25 protein-coding genes, 1 tRNA gene and 1 pseudogene are annotated in these 26,022 nt (G+C 67.9%); 13 read left to right on the top strand and 14 right to left on the bottom strand.

Going from position 1 to position 26,022, the window contains the following annotated elements; translation table 11 throughout:
- Positions 1 to 79 precede the first annotated feature (79 nt).
- Entirely contained in the window at positions 80 to 1,042 is a 963-nt protein-coding gene (locus BST28_RS17990; protein ID WP_083082177.1) for a 4-(cytidine 5'-diphospho)-2-C-methyl-D-erythritol kinase, read from the top strand.
- 251 nt (positions 1,043 to 1,293) lie between these two features.
- Positions 1,294 to 2,928 (top strand): fatty acyl-AMP ligase, encoded by a 1,635-nt coding sequence (locus BST28_RS17985; RefSeq protein WP_019738370.1) that lies wholly within the window; start codon positions 1,294 to 1,296, stop codon positions 2,926 to 2,928.
- Positions 2,929 to 2,997: 69 nt separating this feature from the next.
- Here BST28_RS17985 and pth read toward each other — a convergent pair whose 3' ends face one another.
- Complete coding sequence (pth, locus tag BST28_RS17980) at positions 2,998 to 3,582, bottom strand: aminoacyl-tRNA hydrolase (RefSeq protein ID WP_019738369.1); 585 nt, start codon at positions 3,580 to 3,582, stop codon at positions 2,998 to 3,000.
- 12 nt (positions 3,583 to 3,594) lie between these two features.
- Positions 3,595 to 4,233, bottom strand: a complete 639-nt coding sequence (locus BST28_RS17975; protein ID WP_020425507.1) for a 50S ribosomal protein L25/general stress protein Ctc — start codon at positions 4,231 to 4,233, stop codon at positions 3,595 to 3,597.
- A gap of 192 nt (positions 4,234 to 4,425) precedes the next feature.
- On the opposite strand from BST28_RS17975, the gene BST28_RS17970 reads away from it, so the two are divergent.
- Entirely contained in the window at positions 4,426 to 5,241 is an 816-nt protein-coding gene (locus BST28_RS17970; protein ID WP_207570128.1) for a PPE domain-containing protein, read from the top strand.
- Positions 5,242 to 6,186: 945 nt separating this feature from the next.
- On the opposite strand, the gene BST28_RS17965 is transcribed toward BST28_RS17970, so the two are convergent.
- The gene (locus BST28_RS17965; protein ID WP_019738732.1) at positions 6,187 to 7,197 is read right to left on the bottom strand and encodes a hypothetical protein; all 1,011 of its coding nucleotides are present in this window, start codon (positions 7,195 to 7,197) and stop codon (positions 6,187 to 6,189) included.
- A gap of 160 nt (positions 7,198 to 7,357) precedes the next feature.
- Between BST28_RS17965 and BST28_RS17960 the strand changes: the two genes are divergently transcribed.
- On the top strand, positions 7,358 to 8,188 hold the full coding sequence (locus tag BST28_RS17960; RefSeq protein WP_065286945.1) for an ESX secretion-associated protein EspG: 831 nt from the start codon (positions 7,358 to 7,360) through the stop codon (positions 8,186 to 8,188).
- A gap of 339 nt (positions 8,189 to 8,527) precedes the next feature.
- On the opposite strand, the pseudogene BST28_RS17955 reads toward BST28_RS17960, so the two are convergent.
- From BST28_RS17955 to BST28_RS17920, 8 genes and pseudogenes are all read right to left on the bottom strand, one after another.
- A pseudogene (locus BST28_RS17955) lies at positions 8,528 to 9,136 on the bottom strand (SDR family NAD(P)-dependent oxidoreductase); the annotation flags it as partial.
- A 34-nt stretch (positions 9,137 to 9,170) separates the two neighbouring features.
- Positions 9,171 to 9,434, bottom strand: a complete 264-nt coding sequence (locus tag BST28_RS17950; protein WP_065286946.1) for a hypothetical protein — start codon at positions 9,432 to 9,434, stop codon at positions 9,171 to 9,173.
- Entirely contained in the window at positions 9,434 to 9,808 is a 375-nt protein-coding gene (locus BST28_RS17945) for a heme-binding protein (protein WP_019737525.1), read from the bottom strand. Before BST28_RS17945 ends, BST28_RS17950 begins: the two co-directional genes overlap by 1 nt.
- Before the next feature lie 59 nt (positions 9,809 to 9,867).
- Positions 9,868 to 10,530 (bottom strand): LpqN/LpqT family lipoprotein, encoded by a 663-nt coding sequence (locus BST28_RS17940; protein ID WP_083082175.1) that lies wholly within the window; start codon positions 10,528 to 10,530, stop codon positions 9,868 to 9,870.
- On the bottom strand, positions 10,527 to 10,871 hold the full coding sequence (arsC, locus tag BST28_RS17935; RefSeq protein ID WP_019737527.1) for an arsenate reductase (glutaredoxin): 345 nt from the start codon (positions 10,869 to 10,871) through the stop codon (positions 10,527 to 10,529). Before arsC ends, BST28_RS17940 begins: the two co-directional genes overlap by 4 nt.
- Positions 10,872 to 11,852, bottom strand: a complete 981-nt coding sequence (locus BST28_RS17930) for a ribose-phosphate diphosphokinase (protein ID WP_019737528.1) — start codon at positions 11,850 to 11,852, stop codon at positions 10,872 to 10,874.
- Between the two features lie 109 nt (positions 11,853 to 11,961).
- On the bottom strand, positions 11,962 to 13,440 hold the full coding sequence (gene glmU / locus BST28_RS17925) for a bifunctional UDP-N-acetylglucosamine diphosphorylase/glucosamine-1-phosphate N-acetyltransferase GlmU (protein WP_019737529.1): 1,479 nt from the start codon (positions 13,438 to 13,440) through the stop codon (positions 11,962 to 11,964).
- Between the two features lie 102 nt (positions 13,441 to 13,542).
- Positions 13,543 to 13,614: transfer RNA gene (locus BST28_RS17920), tRNA-Gln, on the bottom strand.
- A gap of 85 nt (positions 13,615 to 13,699) precedes the next feature.
- Between BST28_RS17920 and BST28_RS17915 the strand changes: the two genes are divergently transcribed.
- Genes BST28_RS17915 through BST28_RS17905 form a run of 3 tightly spaced genes read left to right on the top strand, consistent with a single transcriptional unit; the run spans position 13,700 to position 18,977 of the window.
- Entirely contained in the window at positions 13,700 to 14,302 is a 603-nt protein-coding gene (locus BST28_RS17915) for a TetR/AcrR family transcriptional regulator (protein ID WP_043336959.1), read from the top strand.
- A 59-nt stretch (positions 14,303 to 14,361) separates the two neighbouring features.
- Entirely contained in the window at positions 14,362 to 18,027 is a 3,666-nt protein-coding gene (gene mfd / locus BST28_RS17910; protein WP_083082174.1) for a transcription-repair coupling factor, read from the top strand.
- Positions 18,024 to 18,977, top strand: a complete 954-nt coding sequence (locus BST28_RS17905) for a nucleoside triphosphate pyrophosphohydrolase (protein WP_083082173.1) — start codon at positions 18,024 to 18,026, stop codon at positions 18,975 to 18,977. Before mfd ends, BST28_RS17905 begins: the two co-directional genes overlap by 4 nt.
- Here the strand turns inward: BST28_RS17905 and BST28_RS17900 are convergent.
- Positions 18,974 to 19,630 carry a LysM peptidoglycan-binding domain-containing protein gene (locus tag BST28_RS17900; protein WP_234808319.1) on the bottom strand — a complete coding sequence of 219 codons (657 nt, stop codon included), beginning with the start codon at positions 19,628 to 19,630 and terminating at the stop codon, positions 18,974 to 18,976. The genes BST28_RS17905 and BST28_RS17900 overlap by 4 nt on opposite strands.
- Before the next feature lie 14 nt (positions 19,631 to 19,644).
- Positions 19,645 to 20,151, bottom strand: coding sequence for a LysM peptidoglycan-binding domain-containing protein (locus BST28_RS17895; RefSeq protein WP_083082172.1), 507 nt, complete (start codon positions 20,149 to 20,151; stop codon positions 19,645 to 19,647).
- Positions 20,152 to 20,389: 238 nt separating this feature from the next.
- Here BST28_RS17895 and BST28_RS17890 point away from each other — a divergent pair, with 238 nt between their 5' ends.
- Complete coding sequence (locus tag BST28_RS17890; protein ID WP_234808318.1) at positions 20,390 to 21,028, top strand: phospholipase D-like domain-containing protein; 639 nt, start codon at positions 20,390 to 20,392, stop codon at positions 21,026 to 21,028.
- On the opposite strand, the gene BST28_RS17885 is transcribed toward BST28_RS17890, so the two are convergent.
- On the bottom strand, positions 20,930 to 22,243 hold the full coding sequence (locus BST28_RS17885; RefSeq protein WP_083082171.1) for an ISL3 family transposase: 1,314 nt from the start codon (positions 22,241 to 22,243) through the stop codon (positions 20,930 to 20,932). The two genes, BST28_RS17890 and BST28_RS17885, sit on opposite strands and share 99 nt — an antisense overlap.
- Before the next feature lie 198 nt (positions 22,244 to 22,441).
- Here BST28_RS17885 and BST28_RS17880 point away from each other — a divergent pair, with 198 nt between their 5' ends.
- The 5 genes from BST28_RS17880 (at position 22,442) to BST28_RS17860 (ending at position 25,968) form a co-directional block, all read left to right on the top strand.
- Positions 22,442 to 23,161 (top strand): phospholipase D-like domain-containing protein, encoded by a 720-nt coding sequence (locus tag BST28_RS17880; protein WP_234808317.1) that lies wholly within the window; start codon positions 22,442 to 22,444, stop codon positions 23,159 to 23,161.
- Between the two features lie 123 nt (positions 23,162 to 23,284).
- Positions 23,285 to 24,331, top strand: a complete 1,047-nt coding sequence (locus BST28_RS17875) for a M4 family metallopeptidase (RefSeq protein ID WP_083082170.1) — start codon at positions 23,285 to 23,287, stop codon at positions 24,329 to 24,331.
- Positions 24,332 to 24,348: 17 nt separating this feature from the next.
- Positions 24,349 to 24,612 (top strand): protealysin inhibitor emfourin, encoded by a 264-nt coding sequence (locus BST28_RS17870; protein WP_083082169.1) that lies wholly within the window; start codon positions 24,349 to 24,351, stop codon positions 24,610 to 24,612.
- 16 nt (positions 24,613 to 24,628) lie between these two features.
- Positions 24,629 to 25,102: a hypothetical protein gene (locus tag BST28_RS17865; RefSeq protein WP_083082168.1), complete on the top strand. Its 474-nt coding sequence runs from the start codon at positions 24,629 to 24,631 to the stop codon at positions 25,100 to 25,102.
- 8 nt (positions 25,103 to 25,110) lie between these two features.
- Positions 25,111 to 25,968, top strand: a complete 858-nt coding sequence (locus BST28_RS17860) for a hypothetical protein (protein ID WP_133054318.1) — start codon at positions 25,111 to 25,113, stop codon at positions 25,966 to 25,968.
- Positions 25,969 to 26,022: the final 54 nt, after the last annotated feature.

Here is a 26,022-nt window from a genome sequence, read left to right as displayed (position 1 = left end):
TCTTCGGCCGCATGCGAACCGACAAACAAACCCAACAAAGCCCTTGCCAAACGGCAGCGGCTTGACATAGGAGAAACGCGTGACCGCATCCGACGGAAACGCCGCCACCGAGTGGTCCCCGACCGGGTCGGTCACCGTGCGGGTGCCGGGCAAGCTCAACCTGTACCTGGCGGTCGGCGACCGCCGCGAGGACGGCTATCACGAGCTGACCACCGTTTTCCATGCCGTTTCGCTGGTGGATGAGGTGACGATCCGCGACGCCGACGTGCTGTCGTTGCGGATCGCCGGCGAGGGTGCCGATGCGCTGCCCACCGATGAGCGCAACCTGGCCTGGCAAGCCGCCGAGCTGATGGCCGAGCACGTGGGCCGGGCCCCGGACGTGGCGATCACCATCGACAAGTCCATCCCGGTGGCCGGCGGCATGGCCGGAGGCAGTGCCGACGCCGCGGCGGTCCTGGTCGGGATGAATGTGCTCTGGGAGTTGGGCGTGCCGCGCCGCGACCTGCACGCCCTGGCCGCCCAGCTCGGCAGCGACGTGCCGTTCGCGCTGCACGGCGGCACCGCGTTGGGCACCGGCCGCGGCGAAGAGCTGGCGACGGTGCTGACCCGGGAGACGTTCCACTGGGTGCTGGTCTTCGGCGACGGCGGCCTGTCCACACCGGCGGTCTTCGCCGAACTGGACCGGTTGCGCGAGACCGGCCGCAGCCTGCCGGAGTTGGGCGAGTCCGAGCCGGTGCTGGCGGCGCTGGCCGCCGGTGATCCGCAGCGGTTGGCCGGGCTGCTCGGCAACGACCTGCAGGCCGCGGCGGTCAGCCTCAACCCCGCGTTGCGGCGCACGCTGCGGGCCGGGGTGGAAGCAGGTGCGCTGTCGGGCATCGTGACCGGTTCCGGGCCGACGTGCGCGTTCCTGTGTGCCTCGGCCGTGTCGGCGGCCGATGTCGCCGTCGAGCTGGCGGCCGTCGGTGCCGGACGCGCGGTGCGGGTGGCCAGCGGGCCGGTCTACGGCGCCCGGGTGGTGCCGTCGTCGGTGACCGGAGTGTGACGGCGAACCCAATGCGGCGCCGGGATTTGCTCCTCGATTAAGAGGAGTTTAAGATACAGCGCGGTGACTAGTTGCGGCCAGGACATCCCTGCCGACCAGACGCACGCCGATCTGGTCGGTCGCGCATTACGGTATCGAGATGCAAACGCCACCCTTTTGTGCGCGCGCGCCTCTCGCGTAGTGGTCCCCAGCAGGTGGAACATGAAATCTCAGCCCGTTGGCAAAGTACCGGTGCCGGCTAGGAGGCCGTCGTGAGCAGGTTTACCGACAACATGTTCCGCAGCGCACGCGAATCCACCAAGGGCATGGTCACCGGTGAGCCGCACGAGCCGGTCCGGCACACCTGGGGCGAGGTCCACGAGCGCGCCCGTCGCATCGCCGGCGGATTGGCGGCCGCCGGTGTCGGGCCGGGCGACGCGGTCGGCGTGCTGGCCGGCGCCCCGGTCGAAATCGCCCCCACCGCGCAGGGCGTGTGGATACGCGCCGCCAGCCTGACCATGCTGCACCAGCCCACCCCGCGCACCGACCTGGCGGTGTGGGCCGAAGACACCATGACCGTCGTCGACATGATCGACGCCAAGGCCGTGATCATCTCCGATCCGTTCCTGGCCGCGATGCCGGTGCTGCAGGAGAAGGGCCTGAAGGTCCTGACCGTCGCCGAACTGCTGGCCGCCGACCCGATCGACCCGGTGGAGGCCGGTGAGGACGATCTGGCGCTGATGCAGTTGACCTCCGGGTCGACCGGATCGCCGAAGGCCGTGCAGATCACCCACCGCAACATCTACTCCAACGCCGAGGCGATGTTCATCAGCGCCGAGTACGACGTCGAGAAGGACGTCATGGTCAGCTGGCTGCCGTGCTTCCACGACATGGGCATGATCGGGTTCCTGACCGTGCCGATGTACTTCGGCGCCGAGCTGGTCAAGATCACCCCGATGGACTTCCTGCGCGACACGCTGCTGTGGGCCAAGCTGATCGACAAGTACAAGGGCACCATGACCGCCGCCCCGAACTTCGCCTACGCGCTGTTCGCCAAGCGGCTGCGCAAGCAGGCCACGCCGGGGCAGTTCGACCTGTCCACGCTGCGGTTCGCGCTCTCGGGCGCCGAGCCGGTCGAGCCGGCCGACGTCGAGGACCTGATCGACGCCGGTAAGCCGTTCGGCTTGAAGCCCGAGGCCATCCTGCCGGCCTACGGCATGGCCGAGACGGTGCTGGCGGTGTCGTTCTCCAAGTGCGGCGCGGGCCTGGTGGTCGACGAGGTCGACGCCGATCTGCTGGCCGCGTTGCGCCGCGCGGTGCCGGCCACCAAGGGCAACACCCGTCGGCTGGCATCGCTGGGGCCGCTGCTGAAGGGCATCGAGATCCGGATCGTCGACGAGAACGGCAACGCGTTGCCGCCGCGCGGGGTGGGCGTGATCCAACTGCGCGGGGAGCCGGTGACCCCGGGCTACCTGACCATGGCCGGCTTCCTGCCGGCGCAGGACGAGCACGGCTGGTATGACACCGGCGACCTGGGCTATCAGATGGAGAACGGCCACGTCGTGGTGTGCGGCCGGGTCAAGGACGTCATCATCATGGCCGGCCGCAACATCTACCCGACCGACATCGAGCGGGCCGCCGGGCGGGTCGAGGGCGTGCGCCCGGGCTGCGCGGTGGCGGTGCGCCTGGACGCCGGGCACTCCCGCGAGACGTTCGCCGTCGCGGTGGAGTCCAACGCCTGGCAGGACCCGGCCGAGGTGCGCCGGATCGAGCACCAGGTGGCCCACGAGGTGGTCACCGAGGTCGACATGCGGCCCCGCAACGTGGTGGTACTGGGACCGGGCAGCATCCCCAAGACCCCGTCGGGCAAGCTGCGCCGGGCCAACTCCGTCACCCTGGTCACCTGACCACGGCGAGCAGACACAAAATCGCATCTCAGCGAGCCGATCCGTGCGAGTCTGTGTCTGCTCGCGCCACTAACCCCAGGCGTGCACGATGTTCTGCGCCGGCTCCAGACCCAGTTTGATCAGCAGCTCGGTGGCGTCGGCGGCCTGCTCGCAGATCGTCGGCACCTCCGCGCGCTCGCGCGCACCGAAGGCCTGCAGCACGAACGCCGCGGGATCCTGACGCCCGGGCGGGCGCCCGATTCCCCAGCGAACCCGCTGAAAGTCCTTGCTGCCCAGCACTGTTGCGATGGAGCGCAGCCCGTTGTGGCCGCCTTCACCGCCGCCCTGCTTAAGCCGGATCCGGCCGAACTCCAAGTCGAGATCATCGTGGACGACCACCAGGTCACCCACCGGCACCGAGTAGAACTTGGCCAGCGGCCCCACTTGGCGCCCCGACTCGTTCATGTAGCAGCGCGGACGGGCCAGTATCACCGCACGCCCGCTCAATCGCCCGGTGGCCACGTCGGCCCCGGACTTCTTGTGCAGCTTGAACGCCGACCCCATCCGCTCGGCGAGCAGGTCGGCGACCATGAAGCCCACGTTGTGCCGGGTGCGGGCATAGTTCGGCCCGGGGTTGCCCAGGCCGACCACCAGTACCGGCGGCGACTCGGCCACGCCGTGCTCGGCCTACTCCGCCTCGGGAGCCGCGGCCTCGCCGGCCTCCTCGACGGCGGCCTCCTCGGCCGCCTCTTCGGTCTCGGCCTCTGCCTCGACGACCGGCTCGATCACGTTGACCAGCAGCAGCTCCGGGTCGGAGATCAACGTCACGCCCTTGGGCAGCTCAAGGCCGCCCGCGGTGAACTGGGTGCCGGCTTCGGCACCCTCGATCGAGAGGGTCAGCTGCTCGGGGATCGACAGCGCCTCGGCCTCGATCTCCACCGCGGTGGCGTCCTGGGTGACGAGAGTTCCCGGGAACGGTTCGCCCTCGATGACGACGTTCACCTCGACGATGACCTTCTCGCCGCGGCGGACCACGATCAGGTCCGCGTGCTGGATGGTGCGGCGGATCGGGTGGACGTCCAGCGCCTTGGTCAGCGCCAGCTGCTCTTTGCCGTCGATGTCGAGGGTGAGCACCGCGTTGGCGCCGGAGTGCCGCAGCACGGCCGCGTAGTCGTGGGCGGGCAGCTCCAGGTGCTGGGGATCGGTGCCGTGGCCGTAGAGCACCGCGGGGACCTTGCCCTCGCGGCGGGCCCGGCGGGATGCGCCCTTGCCAGTCTCGGAACGCACCGAGACGGTGAGCTGGTTGGTGGTCGGGGACTTGGCCATCGATACTCCTGTGGTTGCTGCGGCGTGCATGAGGCACGGCCAGATCGCGACAACCATCAGGTCCTCGCCGATAACGGCGGCCGAAGGGGCCGCCCTCGCCGTGACGCCCGGTCAGGCTAGCGCATCAGCACCTCAGAGCGGAAATCGAGAGCCGTGGAACCGTATCAAGTAGCCTCCATTGGGTTGGTGTGCGTGCGGGAGGGGCGTGCGGTGGCGTATTCCTGGCCGGCGCAGAGCCCGGAGGCCAATCATTCGGTGTTGGCTTCGGGGCCGGGTTCAGGCTCGACGATGGCCCACGCCCAACAACTCAGTGCGCAGGCAGCGGGATTGCAGGCACTGACGTCGGCCTCGCAGGCCAATGCCGCCGGCATCTATGGCAGCGCGTGGTCGGGGGCCGGTGCCACCGGCAGTCAGGCTGCACATACCGGGGTCAATACCGCGTTGGCGGCACTGGCGGTGTGGTTGGAGGAACGCGCGGCGATCGTGACGGGTGCGGCACAGGCTTACCACAGTGCGGTGTCGGCGATGGTGCCCGCGCGCCAGGCGCAGGCCAACCGGATGCAAGAGGCCGCCGATGTGGAGGCCAATCCGCGGGTGTTGGGGGCGTTGAGTCCGCAGATCGCCGAGTTGAATCTGGACTACTTCGGGCACATGTGGCCCAGGAATGCCTCGGCGGGCAGCAGTTATGGGGCGGCGTTGAACACCGCGACCACAGCGTTGGCGACCCCGCCGCCACCGGCGACCCCGGCGGCTTCACCGGCCGCGCCGGCCGCCGCGGGCCGCGGCGGTCACCGACGCCGCGGGCCGCACGGTGGCCGGGGCGGCGATGCGCCAGGCCCACCAGGCCGTACAGGCCGCCTCGGCGGTAACCCAGTACGGCTCGACCACCAGCCCGGCCATGGTGCCGCCCCCGAACCCGCAACCGGCACCATCACCGACGAAGATCGCCGAGCTACGCCCGGTACCGGCATCACCGCCGACAGGCATGTATCAGCAACCGCCGTCTAATGCCGCGGTCTACGGCCCACCCGCCCCGGCCGCCTCGCCCGGGGCACCGGCGGGGATGCGCCCCGGCACGCCGGGGATACCGACCACACCGCCGGCAGGAGTCACCAGCTTCGTGCGACCGGCGGAACCATTCGCGATGCCGGCTGCGGCCACGGCCTATCCCGGATTTCTGTCGGCTGCCGCGTTGCAACCGCAACCGGTCGTCTCGCCTCCGCCGGCGCCGCTGCAACCGGTCAACCCGCCTACGACGACGCCGTCTTCGCCACCGACCGCCGTGCCGGAAGCGTCAGCGCCACCACCGGTTGCGCCGCATGATCCGCTGGGTCCGGACGCCGACGACGGGGACAATGGCGTCCATGGACTATCGGTGAATAACGCCAAAGATGTTCATGCGAAAGTGGACCCCCTCCCACCCGGCAGACAACCGCACGTCAAAGTGCTCAAGACGCCCGAACAGATCCGACTGTTCTACGAACAGTTGACCGAAAACGCAACTCGAGTCCCGGGGCCCCCACGTACCCCGGCGAGTGGCAGGTCCTCGAAGACGGGACCAGGATCGCCTACCGTGAGAACAGCAAGTTCGGCGGCCCGACGATCGAGATTCAGTATCCCGACGGTAAGAACGTCGACATCCACATGGAGGAACGACCGAAAAGGCCGCAGCCCCAACCCGAAGTCGTGCCGGAACCGGCTCCCGAACCCGCGCCGGCCCCAACAGCAGAACCGGCACCTGCCCCAAACCCGACCATGACACCATCACCAGAACCATTGCCCGCCCCCCCGTCGGGACCTGACCTTCACTTGCCGTCGGTCAATATCAGACCGGACCAGATTCCGCCGCCCGAGCAGAATCCGGGCATTTGGGCGATCATCGGTGCCATCGCTGCGATCGGCGGGTTGCTGGTGCTGGCTTAGGCCGTTCCAGGAGGCTGCCGGTCACAGCTGCTATCGCACGGTTGCCAAGAAGGCGTCCTGCACCGTATCGGCGAGTGAATTGAGATCGGCCGCAAGCTCGCCCTCATTGCTAGAGTACAGGCATTGCAGGAGCATTCGACTCTGGCCGGCTAACTCGGAGCACGCGATGTAGGTGTTGAATTGGGCCCACATCCAACGCCGGCAGAACACGAAAGATCCGGTACTGCGCACCGCGATCACCCCGGTGTTGTCGTCGGTGGCCAGTACTTCGGTGCTGGGTGGGTCGAGGGAACTGGCGGCGTCGCCCAACGGAGCCCTCAGATCACGCAGCGTGCGGTCAGAGTTGCGGTGCACGACGTCGGCGGGCGGGCATCCGGTGAACCGGAACAGGGCCAGGGTTTCCGAAGCGTCCCAGCTGCCATCGGCTTTCGGTCCATAGACGACCACTCGGGCCGGCCGTGCGGCTACCTCGGCTGCCAGCTGGCCACGTCGCCATCCGGAGGGAATATCCAGGCTGCGCAGCCACTCCGGTGCAGACTCAGCATCGATCGCGGTCAGATCCGCGACATAGCCGGAAACCACGCCGACCAACGATGACGCCGTCAGCAGTCGCTGCTGCTCGGCCCGTATCTCGTCAACGGTGATCGGCGGCGTTGCGAACGCCGACGTCCTTGAAAGGCCGTCGGCGACGCGTTGTCCTTTTGCGGTGAGGGACAACCAGCAGGACCAGCCCCACGCGTACCTGTCGTCGAAGTTGCTGACATAGACGTGGCGGATCCGTTGGATCGATTCATCGACTGAAGTCTCCCAGCTGACAAATTCGCCGCCCTCGCCTTGCAGATCCCCTACATCGAATAAGCCGTCGCCGACCAAGGAACGGATTAGTTCCAAGGTTTTTTCCTGAATGACCGACAGCACATCGCCGCGATTTTCTTGGGCGACAAAGCCATGTATCCGGTCGAGTGCAACCCAGTCGACGAGACCCGAGAGCAGAACCTCTTCGCGTGCCGACGACGCGTCTTCACCTTCGAGAGCAGCCACACCATGATCGTAGGCTCCGGATCCATCCCGGCGTCTGCCTCCGCTTGTGCCGCGACATCGCACTGCTGCGGGTGCAGGTCCACATCGCGGTGAGCCGCAGGTGCCGTTGGTGAATCATTCCGGCCCAGAGCGGATCGTGCTATGTGCTTACAGTGGCGCTGTGTTGACGACCACGATTGATGGCCTGTGGGTGTTGCAGGTGCTTGCGGGTGTCGAGGTGGTGGCTCCGGAGTTGGGTTTGCGGCCCACGCTGCCCAAGGTGGAGACAGCGTCGATCGCGTTGGCGCATCCGGTGGCTGCGGAGTTGCGGGCGCACGGGGTGATCGATGCTGCCGGGGTGGTGGATCCGACAGTGGTGGAGTGGCTGACGGTGTTGGCGCGCCGCGATGTCGCACTGTTGCTGCGGGTGCGGGCACCGCATCATGACGGGGCGCAGGCGTTGTTGGCGCGGTTCGCCCAGTGGTGGGTGGTCATCGAGCGATCCGGTGAGGTGGCGCGGCTTGGCGGGGCCGGAACCTCGATGTCAGAGGCTGAGGCCGGTGCGGTGGTGCAGGCCCAGCTCGACCGGTTGTGTGGCGCGGTCGCACCGGTGCAGTTCCGGCCGGTCGATCTGGATGCCGCAACATTGCGGGAGGCGGCCGGGAGCTCGGAGCGTCTGCATGCCTTTTTGGTGAGCCAGCCGTTCTCCGCTGAACAGCTGCGGATCCTGCAGGCGGCCACCGATGCCGGCCAATCGAGTCAGACCTCGATCGTGGCGTTGCAGGCCGGTGTGGAGACCGGCCGGCCTACCCGGACCTATATTCACCCCGGCACGGTGAGCATCATCGACATCGCGGCCGGACGGATTGTTGTTGAACACACCGTCGCGGCCGGTCGACAACAGATGCTGGTTGCTCCGGGTACCGCCGGTAATATCGCCACCGCGGTCAACCAGCTGCTGCGACGGCTGCCGGCCGAACACGACTGGCACAGCAGCCGCAGGCAGATCTGACGCCGAGGCGGGATATGACTGTACCGTCGGTCGGGTTGGTGTGCGGGAGGGGCGTGCGGTGGTACACGCTTGGCCGGCGCAGAGCCCAATCTATACGGTGTTGGCCCCGGGGTCTGGCTCGACGATGGCCCACGCCCAGCAACGCAGTGCGCAGGCGGCGGTAACCTAGCACGGCTCGACGGTTAGCCAGGCCATGGTGCCGCCTGCGAACCCGCAACCGGCAGCACCACCGCCGACGAAGGTCGCTGAACTACGCCCACCACCGGTCTCGGTGCCAACGAGTACACCGCCGCCGGTGGGCATGTATCAACAACCGCCGTCCAACGCCAAATGGCGCAGTAGCCGACGGAACGTCTGACCCGGGTCAGAGCGGAAATCGCACCCCGGTGACCCCGCCGCGACCAGCCGGCGCTGCAGCTCACTGGTGAACAGCAGGTTGGCCAGTTTGGACTGACCGTAGGCCAGCCACGCCCGATACCGGCGCGACTGCCAGTTCAGGTCTTTGAGGCTCACATAGCCCATCCGGTGCATGAACGACGACACCGTCACCACCCGGTCGGTCAGCTTGGGCAACAGCAGGTTGGTCAGCGCGAAATGACCCAGGTGGTTGGTGCCGATCTGGCTCTCGAAACCGTCGACCGTCGTCGAGTAGGGCACCGCCATGATCCCGGCGTTGTTGATCAGCACGTCGACGGCCGCGGTCTCGTCGGCGAACCGCCGCACCGAGGACAAATCGGCCAAATCCAGCGCGCGCACGGTCACCTCGCCGGGCATGCTCGCCGCGGCGGCCTCGCCTTTGGCGGTGTCGCGGACCGCCAGCGTCACAGCGGCCCCCACCCGGGCCACCTCACGCGCGGTGACCGCGCCCAGCCCGCTGTTGGCGCCGGTGACGATGACGCTGCGTCCGGAGAACGAGGGAAGGTCGGCGGCGGTCCAGGAGGCCCGGATGTCATGGCTCACACCCTAGTGATCGCCGAGGTGTTCAGTGGCAGTTGTTGGTGTCGACGAAGCGGCCGTTGTAGCCGACACAGACCGACGGCGGGGGAGGCGGTGGCGGGGGCACGTCCTCGGGCAGCGGAGCGTAATAAGCCGGCGGCGGCGTGAGGTCGGTGCAGGTGCTGACATGGAATCGGCGGCCCACGCCGACACACACGTCGGCGGCCGCGGTGCCGGCCGGGGTCACGACGACGATGCCCGGCAGCACGATCAGTGCCAGTGCTGCCGCGGCGCGGATCCGGCGGGCCATCACTGGCCCAGCAGGCCGTGGTCGGCGTCGGGCAACCCGCAGCGGCTGCGGAAGTCGACCAGCGGCCGGCGGATGCCCAGTAGGTCGGTGTGGGCCTGCGGGTTGCCGTCGAAGTAGCTGCGGACGGCGTCGGGCACCTCGTCACCGGGCCGGTCTTGCAGTCCGGTGTAGAACTCGTTGACGTCGGGATGGGCGAACAGGTAGCCGGACGTCGAGGCGGCAACACCGGCGGCGACGTTGGCGAGGTCGGCGGCGGTGCAGCCCGGGGGCGGGTCGGCCACCGCCACCGGCGATGCCAGCAGGCCCGCGGCGAACACGGTGAGGCCGACACCGGACAGGCGCAGCGACGTCCAAACGGTGGGGGCAAGGGCCATGACAGAACTCCCTTTCTCCTGGCCCGGTGCACGTTAGCAGCCCCGATCGCCGCGCGGGGTTACTTGGCGGCGACGGTGAACCCGTTCATGATCGCCTCGACCTCGGCGGCCTGTTTGGGCGCCTCGTCGTTGAGGCCGGTGACCGACAACTGCACCAGGTAGCGCTGATCGGCCGGTGCCGAACCGGTGGCGATCACCATCCGGAACCAGCTGTGCAGGCGCTGACCGTCCATGTCATGGGTGCCCTGGACCATCGACGACGGGAAGCCCTGGTAGTCCTCGTTGGAAGCGTCGAGCAGGCGGAAGTTCTGCGAGAGCTGGGCATCGACGACCCCGTGTTTGATGGCCTCGTGTGCATCGAAGTCGCCGGTCAGTTTGACCACGCTCAGGATCGCCCGCGGAAGCTTGTCGCCTTTGCCGATGACCAGGGTGGTCGCCGGCAACGTCGGGCTCTCTTTCTTCGTCCAGCCCGGAGGTGTGGGGATCGACACCGTCAAATCGGTCAGCTGGTTCGGGGCCACCGCCTCGGCGGCCACACCCTGGTCTTCCAGGTAGCGTCCCACCGTCACCGGTGCCTGCGCCTCGGCGGACGTGGTGGTAGTGCTGCCGTTAGCCCAAATCGACTGGTAGTCAGGTGCTTTGGTGCCGCATCCGGTCGCTGCTCCCGCGACGGCCGCGCACGCCAGCGCCGCGGTGCACACCAGGGCCGCCCGGCGGATCACAGGATCTCGTGGACCGCGTCAATCGGGCGGGCCAACCGGGTCCCCTTGTCGGTGACGACGAACGGCCGCTGGATCAGGATGGGATGGGTGGCCATTGCGTCGAGCAGTTCGTCGTCAGAGGCGTCGGCGAGGTTCAGCTCGGCGTACTCCGTCTCGCCGGTGCGCACCGCGTCGCGCACACTGATGCCTGCCGCGCGGATCATCTCCGCCAGCTCGGCGCGTGACGGCGGGGTTTTCAGGTACTCCACGATGGTCGGTTCGATGCCGTTGTCGCGCAGCAGGTCCAGGGTCTTGCGTGACGTGGAGCAGCGCGGGTTGTGGTAGATGGTCCCGTCGGTCATTCAGGCGTCTCCGTTGAAAAGTCCGGTGACCGAGCCGTTTTCGAACACCGCCCGGATCGTACTGGCCAGCAGCGGGGCGATCGAAAGCACGGTCAGCTGCGGAAACATCTTGTCCTCGGTGATCGGCAAGGTGTTGGTGACGATCACCTCGCAGGCACCGCAGTCCGCCAGTCGCTCGGCGGCCGGCTCGGACAGCACCCCGTGGGTGGCCGCGATGACGACGTTCTTGGCGCCGTCCTCATGGAGCAGGTTCACCGCCGCAGCGATGGTGCCGCCGGTGTCGATCATGTCGTCGATCAGCACGCAGGTCTTGCCCTGCACCTCACCGACGACGCGGTTGGACTTCACCCGGTTGGGCACCAGCGGGTCGCGGGTCTTGTGGATGAAGGCCAGCGGCACCCCGCCCAGGGAGTCCGCCCACTTCTCGGCGATGCGCACCCGGCCGGAGTCGGGGGAGACCACCACGACGTCGGAGTTGCCGTAGTTCTCCTTGATGTAGCCGATCAGCAGCGGCTGGGCGCGCATGTGGTCGACCGGGCCGTCGAAGAACCCCTGGATCTGGTCGGTGTGCAGGTCCACGGTGACGATCCGGTCGGCACCGGCCGTCTTGAGCAGGTCGGCCACCAGCCGCGCCGAAATCGGCTCGCGGCCGCGGTGCTTCTTGTCCTGGCGGGCGTAGGGGTAGAACGGCAGGATCGCGGTGATCCGCTTGGCGCTGCCCCGCTTGAGCGCGTCGATCATGATCAGCTGTTCCATCAGCCACTTGTTCAGCGGTGCCGGATGCGACTGCAGGACGAAGGCGTCGCAGCCTCGCACCGACTCCTCGAAACGCACGAAGATCTCGCCGTTGGCAAAGTCGCGGGCGGTCTGCGCGGTGACCGGGACGTCCAGTTCTTTGGCGACCTGATCTGCCAGCTCCGGGTGCGAGCGACCAGCGAAGAGCATCAGGTTTTTGCGGTTGTCTGTCCACTCGTGGCTCACGTGCTGCCCCCGCCGTTGGAGATTTTGGAAAATAGTCGAGTTGACTCGCGCCTTATGGTACGTAGCCCGACCGGTGACGTCGCCTCGGGCTGCCTCAACGCGACCAACGTCACGCTGACTCGTCCGGTCGATCCGTGCCCGCGTCGCCCGCCTGGGCTTTTTCGGCCGCTTCGGCGGCGGGGCTGCCGGGCCGCTTGCGCAGCACCCAGTTCTCGATGTTGCGCTGTGGGCCGGCCGAGACCGCCAGGGCGCCCGGCGGCACATCGTGGCGCACTACGGTGCCGGCTCCGGTGTAGGCGCCGTCGCCGACGGTGACCGGCGCGACGAACATGGTGTCCGAGCCGGTGCGCACGTGCGAGCCCACGGTGGTCCGCCGTTTGGTCTGGCCGTCGTAGTTGACGAACACGCTCGAGGCGCCGATGTTGGAGTGCTCGCCGATGTCGGCGTCGCCGACGTAGGTCAGGTGCGGAACCTTGGTCCCGGTGCCGATGGTGGAGTTCTTGGTCTCGACGAACGCTCCCAGCTTGGCCTCGGCGCCCAACACGGTGCCGGGCCGCAGGTAGCTGAAGGGCCCGACCGTCGCCCCGGCTCCGATCGACGACGAGGTGGCGTGGCTGCGGATCACTGATGCGCCGTCGCCCACCGTCACATCGGTCAGGGTGGTGTCCGGTCCGATCGCGCAGTGCGCCCCGACCCGGGTGCCTCCGAGCAGCTGGGTTCCGGGTGCGACGGTGGTGTCGCGCCCGATCGTCACGTCCACGTCGACCCAGGTGGTGGCGGGGTCGACGATGGTGACTCCGGCCCGCTGATGGGCGGCCACCAGCCGGCGGTTGAGTTCGCCGGCCAGCTCGGCCAGCTGCACCCGGTCGTTGACGCCGGCCACCAGGGCGGCGTCGTCGACATGACGGGCGTGTACCGCCAGGCCGTCGCCGCGCACGATGTCGATCACGTCGGTCAGGTACAGCTCGTGCTGGGCGTTGTCCGAGCCGAGCCGGCCCAGCGCCGAACGCAGCGGCGTGATGTTGAAGGCGTACACCCCGGCGTTGACCTCGCGGATCTCCCGCTGCGACTCGGTGGCGTCGGCCTGTTCCACGATCCCGGTCACGGCGCCGGGGGAGCCGTCACGCTCCCGCAGGATGCGGCCGTAGCCGGTGGGGTCGGGCAGGGTGGTGGTCAGCATGGTGACCGCGGCCGGGGCGCTGCGGTGGGCGTCGACCAGCGCCTGCAGCGTGGCGGTGTCCAGCAGCGGGATGTCGCCGGAGGTGACGACGACGGCGCCGGCGAAGTCCTGCGGCAGTGCTGCCAGACCGCACAGCACCGCGTGCCCGGTGCCGAGCTGCTGGTCCTGCAGCGCGATGTCAATGCGGCAGCCCAGTGCCTGCGCCAGCTCGGCGACCGCTTCGGTGATGCGCTCGTGCTCGTGGCCCAGCACCACCACCAGGTGGCGGGGCCCGATCCCGGCGGCCGCGCGCAGGCAGTGCGCCAGCATGCTGCGCCCGCCCAGCTCATGCAGCACTTTGGGGGTGTCGGAGACCATCCGGGTGCCGGCTCCGGCCGCCAAGACAATGACGGCGTCCTGGCTGGCCACGGGGCCGTCTCCTGTCCGCGAGGGGGCGTGTTTGTGCGTGGACACGCCGCCTAGCCTGTCATTTTGTGCACGGTCGCGCCAAAGGGGTGGGACACATCTGAGCTCCGTCGCCAGGACTCGAACCTGAACTATCTGAACCAAAATCAGAGGTGCTGCCGATTACACCACGACGGATTGAGTGCATGAAGACTCTACCGAACTGGATATCCTGGGAATTGTGGCTGCTCTGGACAGGGATGGCAGGCCCCCGCGGGCCCGGATGACCGGCAGCGAACGTCGTCACCAACTCATCGACGTCGCTCGGTCACTGTTCGCCGAGCGCGGCTACGAAGGCACCTCCATCGAGGAGATCGCGCTGCGCGCCAATGTCTCGAAACCGGTGGTCTACGAGCATTTCGGCGGCAAGGAAGGGCTGTACGCGGTGGTGGTGGACCGGGAGATGTCGGCGCTGCTGGACGGCATCACCACGTCGCTGACCAAGTCGACCAACAACCAGTCGAGGCTGCGGGTCGAGCGGGTCGCGCTGGCGCTGCTGACCTACGTCGACCAGCACACCGACGGATTCCGGATCCTGATCCGCGACTCACCGGCGTCGATCAGCTCCGGCAGCTACTCCACCCTGCTCAACGATGCGATCGGCCAGGTGTCGTCGATTCTGGCCGGCGATTTCTCCCGGCGCGGCCTGGATCCCGAGACCGCCCCGCTGTATGCCCAGGCGTTGGTCGGTTCGGTGTCGATGACGGCCCAGTGGTGGCTGGATGTGCGCGAACCCAAGAAGGAAGTGGTGGCCGCGCACTTGGTCAACCTGTGCTGGAACGGCCTGTCGCACCTGGAGGTCGATCCGACCCTGCATGACGAATAAGGCATGCACCCCAACGCAAATCGGTGCCCGCAGCGGCACCGCCTAGAATTGCCCGCATCATGACCGCACCGGGGCACGCCAGCCCAGCCACCCCGATCGCCGGGCTCGTCGAAGCCGCCCTGAGCGCGCCGACCTTCGCCGATCTCATCGAACACGCCGGTGACCGGCCCGCCGAACTCAACCTGGTCGGCCCGGTCGCGGCGCGGCCCTTCGTCGCCGCCGCGCTCGCCCGCAACACGGCGCTGCTCGTGGTCACCGCCACCGGCCACGAGGCCGACGATCTGACCAGCGAACTGCGCGGCGTCTACGGCGACACGGTGGCGCTGTTCCCGTCCTGGGAGACGCTGCCGCACGAGCGACTCTCCCCGGGGGTGGACACCGTGGGGGCCCGGATGCTGCTGCTGCGCCGGCTGGCGCGGCCCGACGACGCCCGGCTGGGACCGCCGCTGCGGGTGGTGGTGACCACGGCCCGGTCGCTGCTGCAGCCGATGACCCCGCAACTGGAGGCCATCGAACCGGTCTTTTTGACCGTCGGCGACGAGACGCCCTTCGAGGCGGTCATCACCCGGCTGGTCGAGCTGGCCTACACCCGGGTGGACCTGGTCGGCAAACGCGGCGAGTTCGCGGTGCGCGGCGGGATCCTCGACGTCTTCCCGCCGACCGCTGAGCACCCGGTGCGCGTCGAGTTCTGGGGCGACGAGATCACCGAGATCCGGCCGTTCTCGGTGGCCGACCAGCGCTCCATTCCCGAGATCGAGGCGGGCACCGTGGTGGCGGTGCCGTGCCGGGAGTTGCTGCTCACCGAGGACGTGCGGGCCCGCGCCGCCGAACTGGCACGCGACCGGCCACCCGGCGACGGCAACGCCGTCACCGGCACCGTCGGCGACATGCTGGCCAAGCTCGCCGAGGGCATCCCGGTCGACGGCATGGAGGCGCTGGGCCCGGTGCTGCGGCCCGGCCGGCAGGCACTGCTGACCGACCAGCTCGGCGCGGGCACCCCGGTGCTGGTCTGCGATCCGGAGAAGGTCCGTGCCCGCGGCGCCGACCTGATCAAGACCGGGCGTGAATTCCTGGAGGCGTCCTGGTCGGTCGCGGCGATCGGCGGTGACGCGCCGATCGACATCGAACAGCTCGGCGGGTCGGGATTCCGTGAGCTCGACGAGGTCGGCCAGGCCGCGACGGCCGCGGGACATCCGTGGTGGACGCTGAGCCAGCTCTCCGACGAGGCGGCGATCCAACTCGACGTGCGTCCGTCGCCGTCGGCACGCGGGCGGCAACGCGACATCGACGAGATCTTCGCCATGCTGCGCGCGCACACCTCGACCGGCGGCGCGGCAGCGATCGTGACCCCCGGCGTCGGCACCGCCAAGCGGCTGGTGGAACAGTTGGCCGAATCCGACACCGCGGCAACCATCTTGGAGCCCGGAGCGGCACCGGCACCCGGTGTGGTCGGCGTGCTGGCCGGCCCACTGCACGAGGGCCTGGTGATCGCGGGCGCCAACCTGGTGATCGTCACCGAGACCGACCTCACCGGAAACCGGGTGGCCGGGCCGGAAGGCAAGCGGCTGGCGGCCAAGCGCCGCAACGCCGTCGACCCGCTGGCGCTGGCCGCCGGCGACCTGGTGGTGCACGACCAGCACGGCATCGGCAAGTTCGTGGAGATGACCGAGCGCACCGTCGGCGGTGCGCGGCGCGAATACCTGGTGCTGGAATACGCCTCCGGCAAACGCGGCGCGAACGGCACCGACAAGCTCTACGTGCCGATGGACTCGCTGGATCAGCTGTCCCGCTATGTCGGCGGCCAGGCCCCGGCGCTGAGCAGGCTCGGCGGCAGCGACTGGAGCCAGACGAAAACGAAGGCGCGCCGGGCCGTCCGAGAGATCGCCGACGAGCTCGTGGCGCTCTACGCCAAACGCCAGGCCGCGCCCGGCCACGCTTTCGCCCCGGACAGCCCGTGGCAAGCCGAGATGGAGGACGCGTTCGGGTTCACCGAGACCGTCGACCAGCTCACTGCGATCAGCGAGGTCAAGGCGGACATGGAAAAGCCGGTCCCGATGGACCGGGTGATCTGCGGCGACGTCGGTTACGGCAAGACCGAGATCGCGGTGCGCGCGGCGTTCAAAGCCGTTCAGGACGGCAAACAGGTCGCGGTGCTGGTGCCCACCACGCTGCTGGCCGATCAGCACCTGCAGACGTTCGCCACCCGGATGGCCGGCTTCCCGGTCACCGTCAAGGGCTTGTCCCGGTTCACCGACGCGCAAGAATCCAAGGCCACCATCGACGGCCTGGCCGACGGCTCCGTCGACGTGGTGATCGGCACCCACCGGCTGCTGCAGACCGGGGTGCGCTGGAAAGACCTCGGCCTGGTGATCGTCGACGAGGAGCAACGGTTCGGCGTCGAGCACAAGGAGCACATCAAAGCGCTGCGCACCCATGTCGACGTGCTCACCATGAGCGCCACCCCGATCCCGCGGACCCTGGAGATGAGCCTGGCCGGCATCCGGGAGATGTCGACGATTCTCACCCCGCCCGAGGACCGCTACCCGGTGCTGACCTATGTCGGGCCCCACGACGACAAGCAGGTCGCCGCGGCGCTGCGCCGGGAATTGCTGCGCGACGGCCAGGTGTTCTACGTGCACAACCGGGTCAGCTCCATCGACGCGGCCGCTGCCCGGGTGCGCGCGCTGGTTCCCGAGGCCCGGGTGGTCGTCGCGCACGGCCAGATGCCCGAAGAGCTGCTGGAAACCACCGTGCAGGGTTTCTGGAACCGGGAGTACGACATCCTGGTGTGCACCACGATCATCGAGACCGGTCTGGACATCTCCAACGCCAACACCCTGATCGTCGAGCGCGCCGACACCTTCGGGCTCTCCCAGCTGCACCAGCTGCGGGGCCGGGTGGGCCGTAGCCGGGAACGCGGCTACGCCTACTTCCTCTACCCGCGTGAATCGCCGCTGACCGAGACCGCCCACGACCGGCTGGCCACCATCGCCCAGAACAACGAGCTGGGCGCCGGCATGGCGGTGGCGATGAAAGACCTGGAGATCCGCGGCGCCGGCAACGTGCTCGGCGTCGAGCAGTCCGGGCACGTCGCGGGGGTGGGCTTCGACCTGTACGTGCGGCTGGTCGGCGAGGCTGTCGAAGCGTATCGGGCGGCGTTCAACGGCGAGACGGTCACCACCGAGGAGACCAAGGACGTCCGCATCGATCTGCCCGTCGACGCCCACTTGCCGCCGGAGTACATCAACTCCGACCGGCTGCGTCTGGAGGCCTACCGGCGGCTGGCCGCCGCCCTCGACGACGCCGCCATCAACGCGGTCGTCGACGAGCTGACCGACCGCTACGGTCCGCTGCCCGAGCCGGCGGGCCGGCTGGTGGCGGTGGCCCGGCTACGGCTGTCGTGCCGCGCCGTGGGCATCACCGAGGTCTCGGCGCCGTCGGCGACCACGCTGCGGCTGGCCCCGATCACCCTGGCCGACTCAGCCCAGTTGCGGCTCAAGCGATTGCACCCGTCGGCCAGTTACCGCGCCACCACGGCCACCGTGCAGGTTCCGATACCGCGGGCCGGCGCTGGTGTCGGCGCGCCCCGCATCCGCGACGTCGAACTCGTCCAGATGGTGGCGGATCTGATCGCGGCATTGGACGGCAAGCCGCGGGGCCACGTCGATGTGACCGGCCCGGCGCCGGCCACCGCAGAAAAAGCCACGGCGGCCGGCCGACGATGACCGTCGTCCTGGTCGACCCCCGCCGGCCCTCGCTGGTGCCGGTGGAAGCCGTGGCGCTGCTGACCGGCGACGTCGTCTACACCGAGGAACTGCCGATCGCGGTGCCGTGGTCGCTGCCGTCGGCGCAGTCGGTGCTCTCCGGCGGCTTCGAGGGCCGGGCCGCGGTGCTGCTCTCCTCGGATCGCAACCATCCCGCCGTCGTCGCGCGCCTGGCAGCCGGTGAGACGCTGATCGCCGCACCGGAGCCGCCGGCGGGGGAGCGGTTGATCGACGCGGTCGCGATCATGGACCGGCTGCGCAGCACGGGCCCATGGGAGAGCGAGCAGACCCACGATTCGCTGCGACGGTTCTTGCTCGAGGAGACCTACGAGTTGTTCGACGCGGTCCGCGGCGGGGACGCCGAGGAATTGCGCGAGGAGCTCGGCGACGTGCTGCTGCAGGTGCTGTTCCACGCCCGTATCGCCGAGGACGCCCCTGAGCACCCGTTCGGCATCGACGACGTCGCCGACGCCCTACTGCGCAAACTGTGCAACCGGGTGCCGGCGGTGCTTGCCGGCGAGGAGATCTCGCTCGACGACCAGGTGGCGCAGTGGCATGAGCGCAAGGCCCGGGAGAAGCTGGAGAAGAACGCCGGGAACTCGATCATGGACGATCTGTCGACCGCTCAGCCGGCATTGGCGTTGGTGTGCAAGGTGCTGCAGCGCGCCGCACGCGCCGGCCTGCCTGCCGACCTGGTCCCCGACACCCTCACAACGGTCACGGTCGACGCCGACAGTGATGCGGAAAACGTTTTGCGCACAGCGGTTTTAGAATTCATGGATACCGTCCGCTCCGCCGAGCAGGCGATCGCCGCGGCACGCGACGGCGGCGTGGACGTTCTCGATCCCGACACCGCACCGCTGGGTGAGATCAGCGAACAGGAGTGGCGCGCCCACTGGCCGGCGACTTAGGAGGGGAAATAGATCACCTGGTTGGAGAAGAGCGCGGCCGGCTCGCTGATGTGGTTGGCGGCCGCGACGACCGACATCCGGGTGTCCAGATCCGCATCGCCGTATTCCTCGCGGCACAGTGACACCAGGGTGTCGCCGGCGATGTGGCGGCGCCGGTTGAGGCCGGGGACGATGAGCACCTGGCCCGGGCTCGGTTCGGTGTTCGCGGGAAGGTTGTTCGCCAACCCGATCACGATCGCGAGGTGGTCGTCGCCGTACCACCGGGCGGCCAGCCCCGCGAGGCTTTCTCCGTCGACGACCGTGTGGTGCCCGACGTTGGACAGGTCGGGGATGTGCAGCCAGCTGCCCTGCTGTATCTCCCGCTGGGCTACTCCGTTGACGATCTCCCAGATCAACTGCACGTTGGTGTCGTCGGTTCCGTAGTAGTGCTGGGTGATCTCCTTGCGCGTCGCGGTGGAATCGGCCGCGGTGACCAGGTGTCGATAGGTCACGTACGGGATCAGCAGCTGCTGCCCGGACACGATCAGATCCGGGTTGGCGAGATGGTTCTGCCGCGCGATCACCGGGTACAGGGTGCTGTCACCGTACTCGCGCCGGGCCAGGGCGAACAGGGTGTCGCCCGGCTGGACTTGGTAGGTCTTCACGGTTGTCATTCCTTCCTGTCGGACTAGGGGATTCGCAGTAGCTGCCCGACCCGGATCAGGTCGGGATTGTCTATGCGGTCTCGGTTGGCGATGAACAGCCGCTGCCACAGGTCGCCGTCGCCGTAGCGGTCCTGCGCGATCTTGAAAAGGGTGTCGCCGGAGACGACGCGATGCAGGGAGAAACTGTGGAACGGTCCGCCGAGCAGCGGGCGCCCGAACGTCAGCGGCACCGACACCGTGAAGTCGTTCTCGGGTAGCCCGCTGGGGTTGTCCGAGTGGACGATCAGCATGCCCTCCGCGGTCGCGGGCACCGGGTAGCTGACCGGGAAGTCGAACAGGGTGTAGCCGAATCCGGTGTTCGGCACGAACATCGGCGCGACCGTGGTCAGGACGGTGCCGTTGCGGTCGGTCAGGGTTGCCGTGCCGATGACACCTTCGAAGGCGCCACCGAGCCCGCACAACACGAAACTGTCGCCGACGATGTCGAACGGTTGCGGACTGCGAACCGCGAGTCGCGGAATCTCGTTCATGCCCGGGGATCCTTTTCACTGGTGGGGTCATGACCATCCTGGGGCCGACGCCGCCGGCTACGCACGGGTAGTGGACTACTCCATTTCGCGGCCCGCGCCGGTCTGGCCCTGGCGGAAACGTCACGGTTTTCGGGTAGCCCGGTACTCGTGTCACGGCCGGTCACCGGAGTGGAGCATCGGTGTCACCCGGAATCCCGCCGACCGCACAGTCCGGGGGCGAGCAGAGGGAGGAACAACCATGCCGATGTGGGTCGAAACAGCGGGCGCCGCGGCGCCTTCGCCGGTATCGCTGGTCAACCGGCGGTGCCACCTGACGAACTACACCAAGCAGTCCATCCCGGCAGTCAGCGTGCACAGCGACGTCATCGCCTACGCGTCACCGGACTCCACCTATGCGGTGACCAAGAAACTTTTCGACGCCGCCACCCGGTCGATCCTGATCGGAATCTACGACTTCTCCGCCGCCTACATGAAGCAGCTTGTGCTCGACGCGCTGGCGCGCGGGGTGACGGTCTCGCTGATGCTCGATATCGACAGTGCGGCCGAGACCCGGCTTTTCGGCGAGCTCGTCGATATGGGTGTGGTGGGGGTACCCGCGCCGTCCTGCGCCAATCCCAGCGTCCAGATCTTCGCGTCCGCGCACGAGAAGGTCATCGTGATCGACGACGAGTGGACACTGGTGCAGAGCGGCAATTACAGCTCCAACTCCATCCCGCTCAACGAAATCGACGGCGGTGGCGGGCCCGCGTTCCGCACCGGTAATCGGGCTCTTCCGGTTTCAGAGTGCGTTGATCCGGTCTTGAAGTTGGCCGGAGTGGATCAGGGATCGCAGGATGTAGTGGTTGAGGTTGCGAAATCCCAGGGCGATGCCGCGTAGGTGTTCCAGGCGGCCGTTGATGGCTTCGACGGGGCCGTTGGAGATGCCGACGTCGAAGTAGGCCAGGATTTCGCGGCGCCGCTTCCAGAGACTGCGACCCAGCTGCGCCAGCTCATCGAGGCCCTTAGGTAGTCCTGATCGAATCCGCTTGAGGCACTTGAACATCGTCAACTTTCCCGCTCTGCGGTCCGGGTTGGCGTAGGCGGCGATCAGGTCCTGGTAGTAGCAAGCGGTGACCTCCACCGCCGCATGCGCATCATGGGCTGCGATGGCCTTGCCCAGCTTGGCTTTCTGCTTGTCGGTGAGCAGCTCGGTGCGGGTCAGCAGGATCCGCCGGATCCCGTACAGCGGGTCGCCGGTGCGTCCCCGATGCCCGCGGGTGTCCTGCTGAATGCGCTGGCGGCAGCCGGTGAGCTTGTCGGCGGCCAGATGCACCACATGGAACGGGTCCATCACCGCCCGCGCTGCCGGCAGCACGTCGGCGGTGGCGGTGCGGTAGCCGGCGAACCCGTCCATCGCCACGACCTTGACCCGGCTGCGGAAGTTGGCGTCCTTGGCGTTGAGCCAGCCCTTGAGGACCTCAGCGGATCGACCGGCCACCATGTCGAGCAGCCGCGCTGGGCCGGTGCCGTCGATGACCGGAGTCAGGTCGACCAGGACCGTCACGAAGTCCGGTTCGCCCTGGCCGCGGCGGTGTTTCCACTTGTGCTCATCGACCCCGAGGTAGCGGACCCCGTCGAGGTGAACGGGTGAGCCGAAGACCAGTTCACGGGTGAGTTCGGCCGCCACCGAGTTCACGGTGTTCCAGCCCAGACCGAGGGCCTTGGCCACTGCCGAGACCGACATCTTGTCGATCGCCAACCGCTGCAGAATCCAGCGGGCACACCGCACCGTGGTGGCAGCCTTGGGTGCGGCGACCCGGTCGATGCGTTGCCGGAAGATCGTCACCGCGCAGCCGTCGTTGCCGCAGGTGAACCTCGGCACCCGGACCCGCAGTCGGGTCGGGTGCCCCACGACGGGCAAGTCGGTCAAGACCCGCTCGACATGATCACGCAACTGGCCAGGGCGGCCGCATTTCGGGCAGGCCGGGTCGTGTGCGACCGGCCGGCAGTCGATCCAGGTGACTTCGTCGGCGATCGCCGCGCCGGTGATCGTCACCCCCAACTCGACGGTTCGGCAGATGGTGTCGGCAACAAGGCACGTAGGCTCAGACATGGGTCCTGTGGGTGTTCGATTTGGTGTGTGAGAACCCCTATCGTCACACCCCAGGACCCGCCTACATCCCCAACCTCACCCGGTCAGCCGCGCCCGCCCACGCACTCCCGATCGGGAAGAGCCGGTAATCGGGACACGGGCCTGGCGATTCGCTCCACGGAGCTGGCCGGGCTGTTCACCGGCATCCTGACCCGGGACATGGCCCGGGTCACCGCAGGTCTTGACCAGGCGCTCGGCGTGCCGCCGGAACCGGGGATGATCCTCGTCGAACGAGCACCCACGCGTCACCCGTCGACACTGTTTCCCAGCCGCGTGTTCCGGCTCGACGCCCCGCTGACCGTCCAGCCGGTGCTCAGCCCGGACAATTACCTGGATGTGGTGCCCGAGCTGATCCGAACCGCAACGACATCGATCGTCATCGAGCAGCAGTACATCAAGGCCGACCAGCCGGGTGTGCGCCTGCTCCTGGATGCCATCGCGGCGGCGCGTGCCCAACATCCGCTGCTGCAGGTGCGCATCGTTCTAGGCAAGGTCTTCGACCGGGGCGATCTGCCGCGCGAGCACGCGAACCTCGAGGTGCTGGCCAAGGACTACGGACTCAAGCTGGATGACAACATCCGTTACATCAATACCGATCAGTTGGTGCACTGTCACAACAAGATGATCGTGATCGACGGCGCCGCGGTGCTGGTGTCCTCGCAGAACTGGTCTGATTCGGCGGTCACCAAGAACCGTGAGGCCGGACTGTGGGTGCCGCACCCGGGCATTGCGCAGTATTTCGAGGCGATCTTCGAGACGGACTGGGACAGCGCGTTCACCAGCCCCGAGCAGGGCCTCGGGGAGACGCCGGTGACCCGCGCCGTGCTCGGCGCCGGCGGTTTCGTGCGCGTCGAGCCGGCCGACTACGAACAAATATGAGGCGGCAGTGCCGGTTTCGCGTAGTCGGCTACTCGTGACCCGAGTCGGCGTCGGCATCCAGCATGGGTGACATCCACCAATGAGTGCTCCTGGGATGGGAGCCTGAGCCGCCCGGAGGGTGTCATGCACAGTAACTGCGGTTGTTTCATCGTTCCCAAGGATGTGCTGGAGGAACTCGCCGCCGACGAATCCCTGTCCGCCCGGTCCCGTCAAGCGTTACGTGACACCGGTGCACTCGAGCCGGTGTGGCGTCAACTCAGGACCGCGCAGATCCGCGCCGCCCAGGCCGGAATGCTGTTCACCGGTCAGGCGATCGCCAACAGGCTGGCGTCGCAACCGGAATCGACGGTGTTCAACTGTAAGAACACCCGGTCGCTGCCCGGCGCCCCGGTGCTCAACCCGGACTCGTCCGCGGACGCCACCGCCGGCCGCGTCCACCGAGAGACGCTGGCGGTGGCCGACTTCTACGCCCAGTGCTTCGGACGCAACTCGGTCGACGACGCCGGCATGACCCTGGTGTCGTCGATCCACTACGACGTCCACTACTCGAATGCCTTCTGGAACGGCACCCAAATGACCTACGGCGACGGCGACGGCGAGGTGTTCGTCGATTTCACCACGTCGACCGACGTGATCGGACACGAATTGACCCACGGCGTAACCCAGTTCACCGCGGGCCTGAACTACACCAACGAGGCCGGCGGCCTCAACGAGAGCGTTTCCGACGTGTTCGGCACCATGTTCCGGCAGTGGAGGAAGAGCCAGACCGTCGACCAGGCCGACTGGCTCATCGGAGCCGACATCATCGGCCCGAAAGCCGCCGCGAAGGGCTACACCTGCCTTCGCGACATGGCCGATCCCGGCGCACAGCACTGCCTGTCCCGGCAGCCGGGGCACTACCGCGACTACGTGCCGGGCGGCGATCCGCACACCAACAGCGGCATACCCAATCGCGCGTTCTATCTCGCCGCCAAGACCATCGGCGGACAGTCGTGGGAGAAGGCCGGCAAGGCCTGGTATGCGGCACTGACCAGTCCCAAGGCCACCCCCAACATGAAGATGAAGTCATTCGCCAACCTGACCCGGTCCGCGGCCAAATCCTTGTTTGCGGCGGATACCGCTGTATACAGTGCGATTGACGCCGCATGGGAGGCGGTCGGCATCGCGTAGCTGAATCGAGGCAGGCGATGAGTGAATATGTCATCGAACGGCGCGGCGGCTTGGCCGGCTTACCCGCGGCCGGCCGGGTTCAGGCCGACGCGCTGGAACCGGATGCCCGGGCAGAGCTGGACCGCCTCCTCGACAGTGCGGCGTCGTTGCCGAGGGATTCCGGTGCTGACCGCTACATCTATGTGGTGACACGCCGGACGCCGGCGGGGGAGACCCGCCGCGAGATACCGGAAAGCCTGTTACCGCAGTCGGTGACAAGCCTGGTGCGAGAAACGATCTAGCGCCCGAGGAGCACCGATGATCACTCTTGAACGATCCGTCGATGAAGCCGACGATCACGAGGCGCCCGGCAAGGATCCCGATCTCGCCGGCGTACCCAGATCGCTACGCATCCTGTTGGCCGGGTGGGTCGGCGCCGACGCCGTGCTCGTCCTCGGATTGGCCGTGCGGAATGCGACGCTGACCAGCACCGCGTGGGACCTGATCGGGACGGCGCTGTTGAGCGCGATCGGCATCACCTGCGTGCTGGCTCTGGTTCAGATCGCCAAGGGATCCGACGGAGCCGCGTTGACCGCGATGGTGAGTCAGGTCTTCGTCGCCGGCCTTTCGGTCTATATCTGGATGGTCGACCAGCGCAGCCCCGAGAGCCAGCTGATGGGCGTGACGGGCATCGCGTTGGCGGTGGGCGGTGTCGCCGTGCTCTGGGTGCTCTACTTGGCCGCTACGCCCGCGGTGCCTTCAGTAAGGGCGCAGCCGTTGCTGTCGCACTGATTCCCTTGGTGGGTCTGGGACAATTCTGGATGCAGACCGAGTACCTGCCTACGTCGGCACGTCCGCTCATCGACATCAGCACTGAGCTCTCACCGACGGGTTCGACCGGTCCGATCATCCACCTGTCGGCGAAAGCGACCCTGCACAATCGTGGTTCGGTACAGGCGGACGTGCACGCGGCCTTGATCCGCGTCACGGCGTACCCCGTGGGAACACCTGCGGAACCGGCCAGCACCGAACGCCTGCTCGCCGGGCTGACTCCGTACGGACGTATTCTGCGCGGCGAGTACCGTGAAACTCCCGCTCTGCCCGCCGACTCCCAGCTGCTGTACGCCAATCTGTTCGCCGCCCCGTACGACGAGTCCCTTCTCCCGCCCGGTGGGACGGTCGAGCAGAAGGTGGTGATCGACATCGATTCGCGCAAGGTCCGGCTGGTACGCCTCTCGGTGAGCGGGGTTTTCGTCACCCGCCGGTTGCTCAAGGACACCCATTCGTGTTACCCGCCCCAGATCTCCTTCGCCAAAGACCCGTTCGCCTTCTTCGACGAGGCGGGGAAGGTACACGACTTCGGCGACACCAAGGCGGGCGTGTTGTGCTCGGAGAGTCAGTTCGCCTCGACGGGTGCGATCCAGGACCTGGTTTCGGATCATCCGATGTCGAGGGTCTTCGTCATGGTTGCTCCTCCCGCGCCGACCATGAATGCGCCGGACCTGATGCCGTTCTTCGGCACCCGGGAAACCCTCGAAGATCCGCTCCGGCACATCGATGCGATGTCCCAGATCGACAAGGCCAATCCCGCCGTGATCATCAATAGTTCGGCGGAGTATGTGCCGTCGGACGCCGACGTTCACCCGGGTGCGCGATAGCGACCGAATTCGGGTAGACCGCTACTCGTGCCGACCGGCCGCGCCGGGCAGATG

This window comes from Mycolicibacter kumamotonensis (assembly GCF_002086285.1).
GTDB classification, from domain to species: Bacteria; Actinomycetota; Actinomycetes; order Mycobacteriales; family Mycobacteriaceae; genus Mycobacterium; species Mycobacterium kumamotonense.
Note: the sequence above shows the minus strand (reverse complement) of the source record. Positions and strands in the feature narration are given on the sequence as shown.

What these genes read in the sequence shown, in the direction of transcription:
- BST28_RS17975 (WP_020425507.1), bottom strand. Translation starts at nt 4,233, where the DNA reads ATGGCCAAGTCCCCGACCACCAACCAGCTCACCGTCTCGGTGCGTTCC.
- BST28_RS17950 (WP_065286946.1), bottom strand. Translation starts at nt 9,434, where the DNA reads ATGGCCCGCCGGATCCGCGCCGCGGCAGCACTGGCACTGATCGTGCTG.
- BST28_RS17945 (WP_019737525.1), bottom strand. Translation starts at nt 9,808, where the DNA reads ATGGCCCTTGCCCCCACCGTTTGGACGTCGCTGCGCCTGTCCGGTGTC.
- arsC (WP_019737527.1), bottom strand. Translation starts at nt 10,871, where the DNA reads ATGACCGACGGGACCATCTACCACAACCCGCGCTGCTCCACGTCACGC.
- BST28_RS17915 (WP_043336959.1), top strand. Translation starts at nt 13,700, where the DNA reads ATGACCGGCAGCGAACGTCGTCACCAACTCATCGACGTCGCTCGGTCA.
- mfd (WP_083082174.1), top strand. Translation starts at nt 14,362, where the DNA reads ATGACCGCACCGGGGCACGCCAGCCCAGCCACCCCGATCGCCGGGCTC.
- BST28_RS17905 (WP_083082173.1), top strand. Translation starts at nt 18,024, where the DNA reads ATGACCGTCGTCCTGGTCGACCCCCGCCGGCCCTCGCTGGTGCCGGTG.
- BST28_RS17900 (WP_234808319.1), bottom strand. Translation starts at nt 19,630, where the DNA reads ATGACAACCGTGAAGACCTACCAAGTCCAGCCGGGCGACACCCTGTTC.
- BST28_RS17895 (WP_083082172.1), bottom strand. Translation starts at nt 20,151, where the DNA reads ATGAACGAGATTCCGCGACTCGCGGTTCGCAGTCCGCAACCGTTCGAC.
- BST28_RS17890 (WP_234808318.1), top strand. Translation starts at nt 20,390, where the DNA reads ATGCCGATGTGGGTCGAAACAGCGGGCGCCGCGGCGCCTTCGCCGGTA.
- BST28_RS17885 (WP_083082171.1), bottom strand. Translation starts at nt 22,243, where the DNA reads ATGTCTGAGCCTACGTGCCTTGTTGCCGACACCATCTGCCGAACCGTC.
- BST28_RS17880 (WP_234808317.1), top strand. Translation starts at nt 22,442, where the DNA reads ATGGCCCGGGTCACCGCAGGTCTTGACCAGGCGCTCGGCGTGCCGCCG.
- BST28_RS17875 (WP_083082170.1), top strand. Translation starts at nt 23,285, where the DNA reads ATGCACAGTAACTGCGGTTGTTTCATCGTTCCCAAGGATGTGCTGGAG.
- BST28_RS17870 (WP_083082169.1), top strand. Translation starts at nt 24,349, where the DNA reads ATGAGTGAATATGTCATCGAACGGCGCGGCGGCTTGGCCGGCTTACCC.
- BST28_RS17865 (WP_083082168.1), top strand. Translation starts at nt 24,629, where the DNA reads ATGATCACTCTTGAACGATCCGTCGATGAAGCCGACGATCACGAGGCG.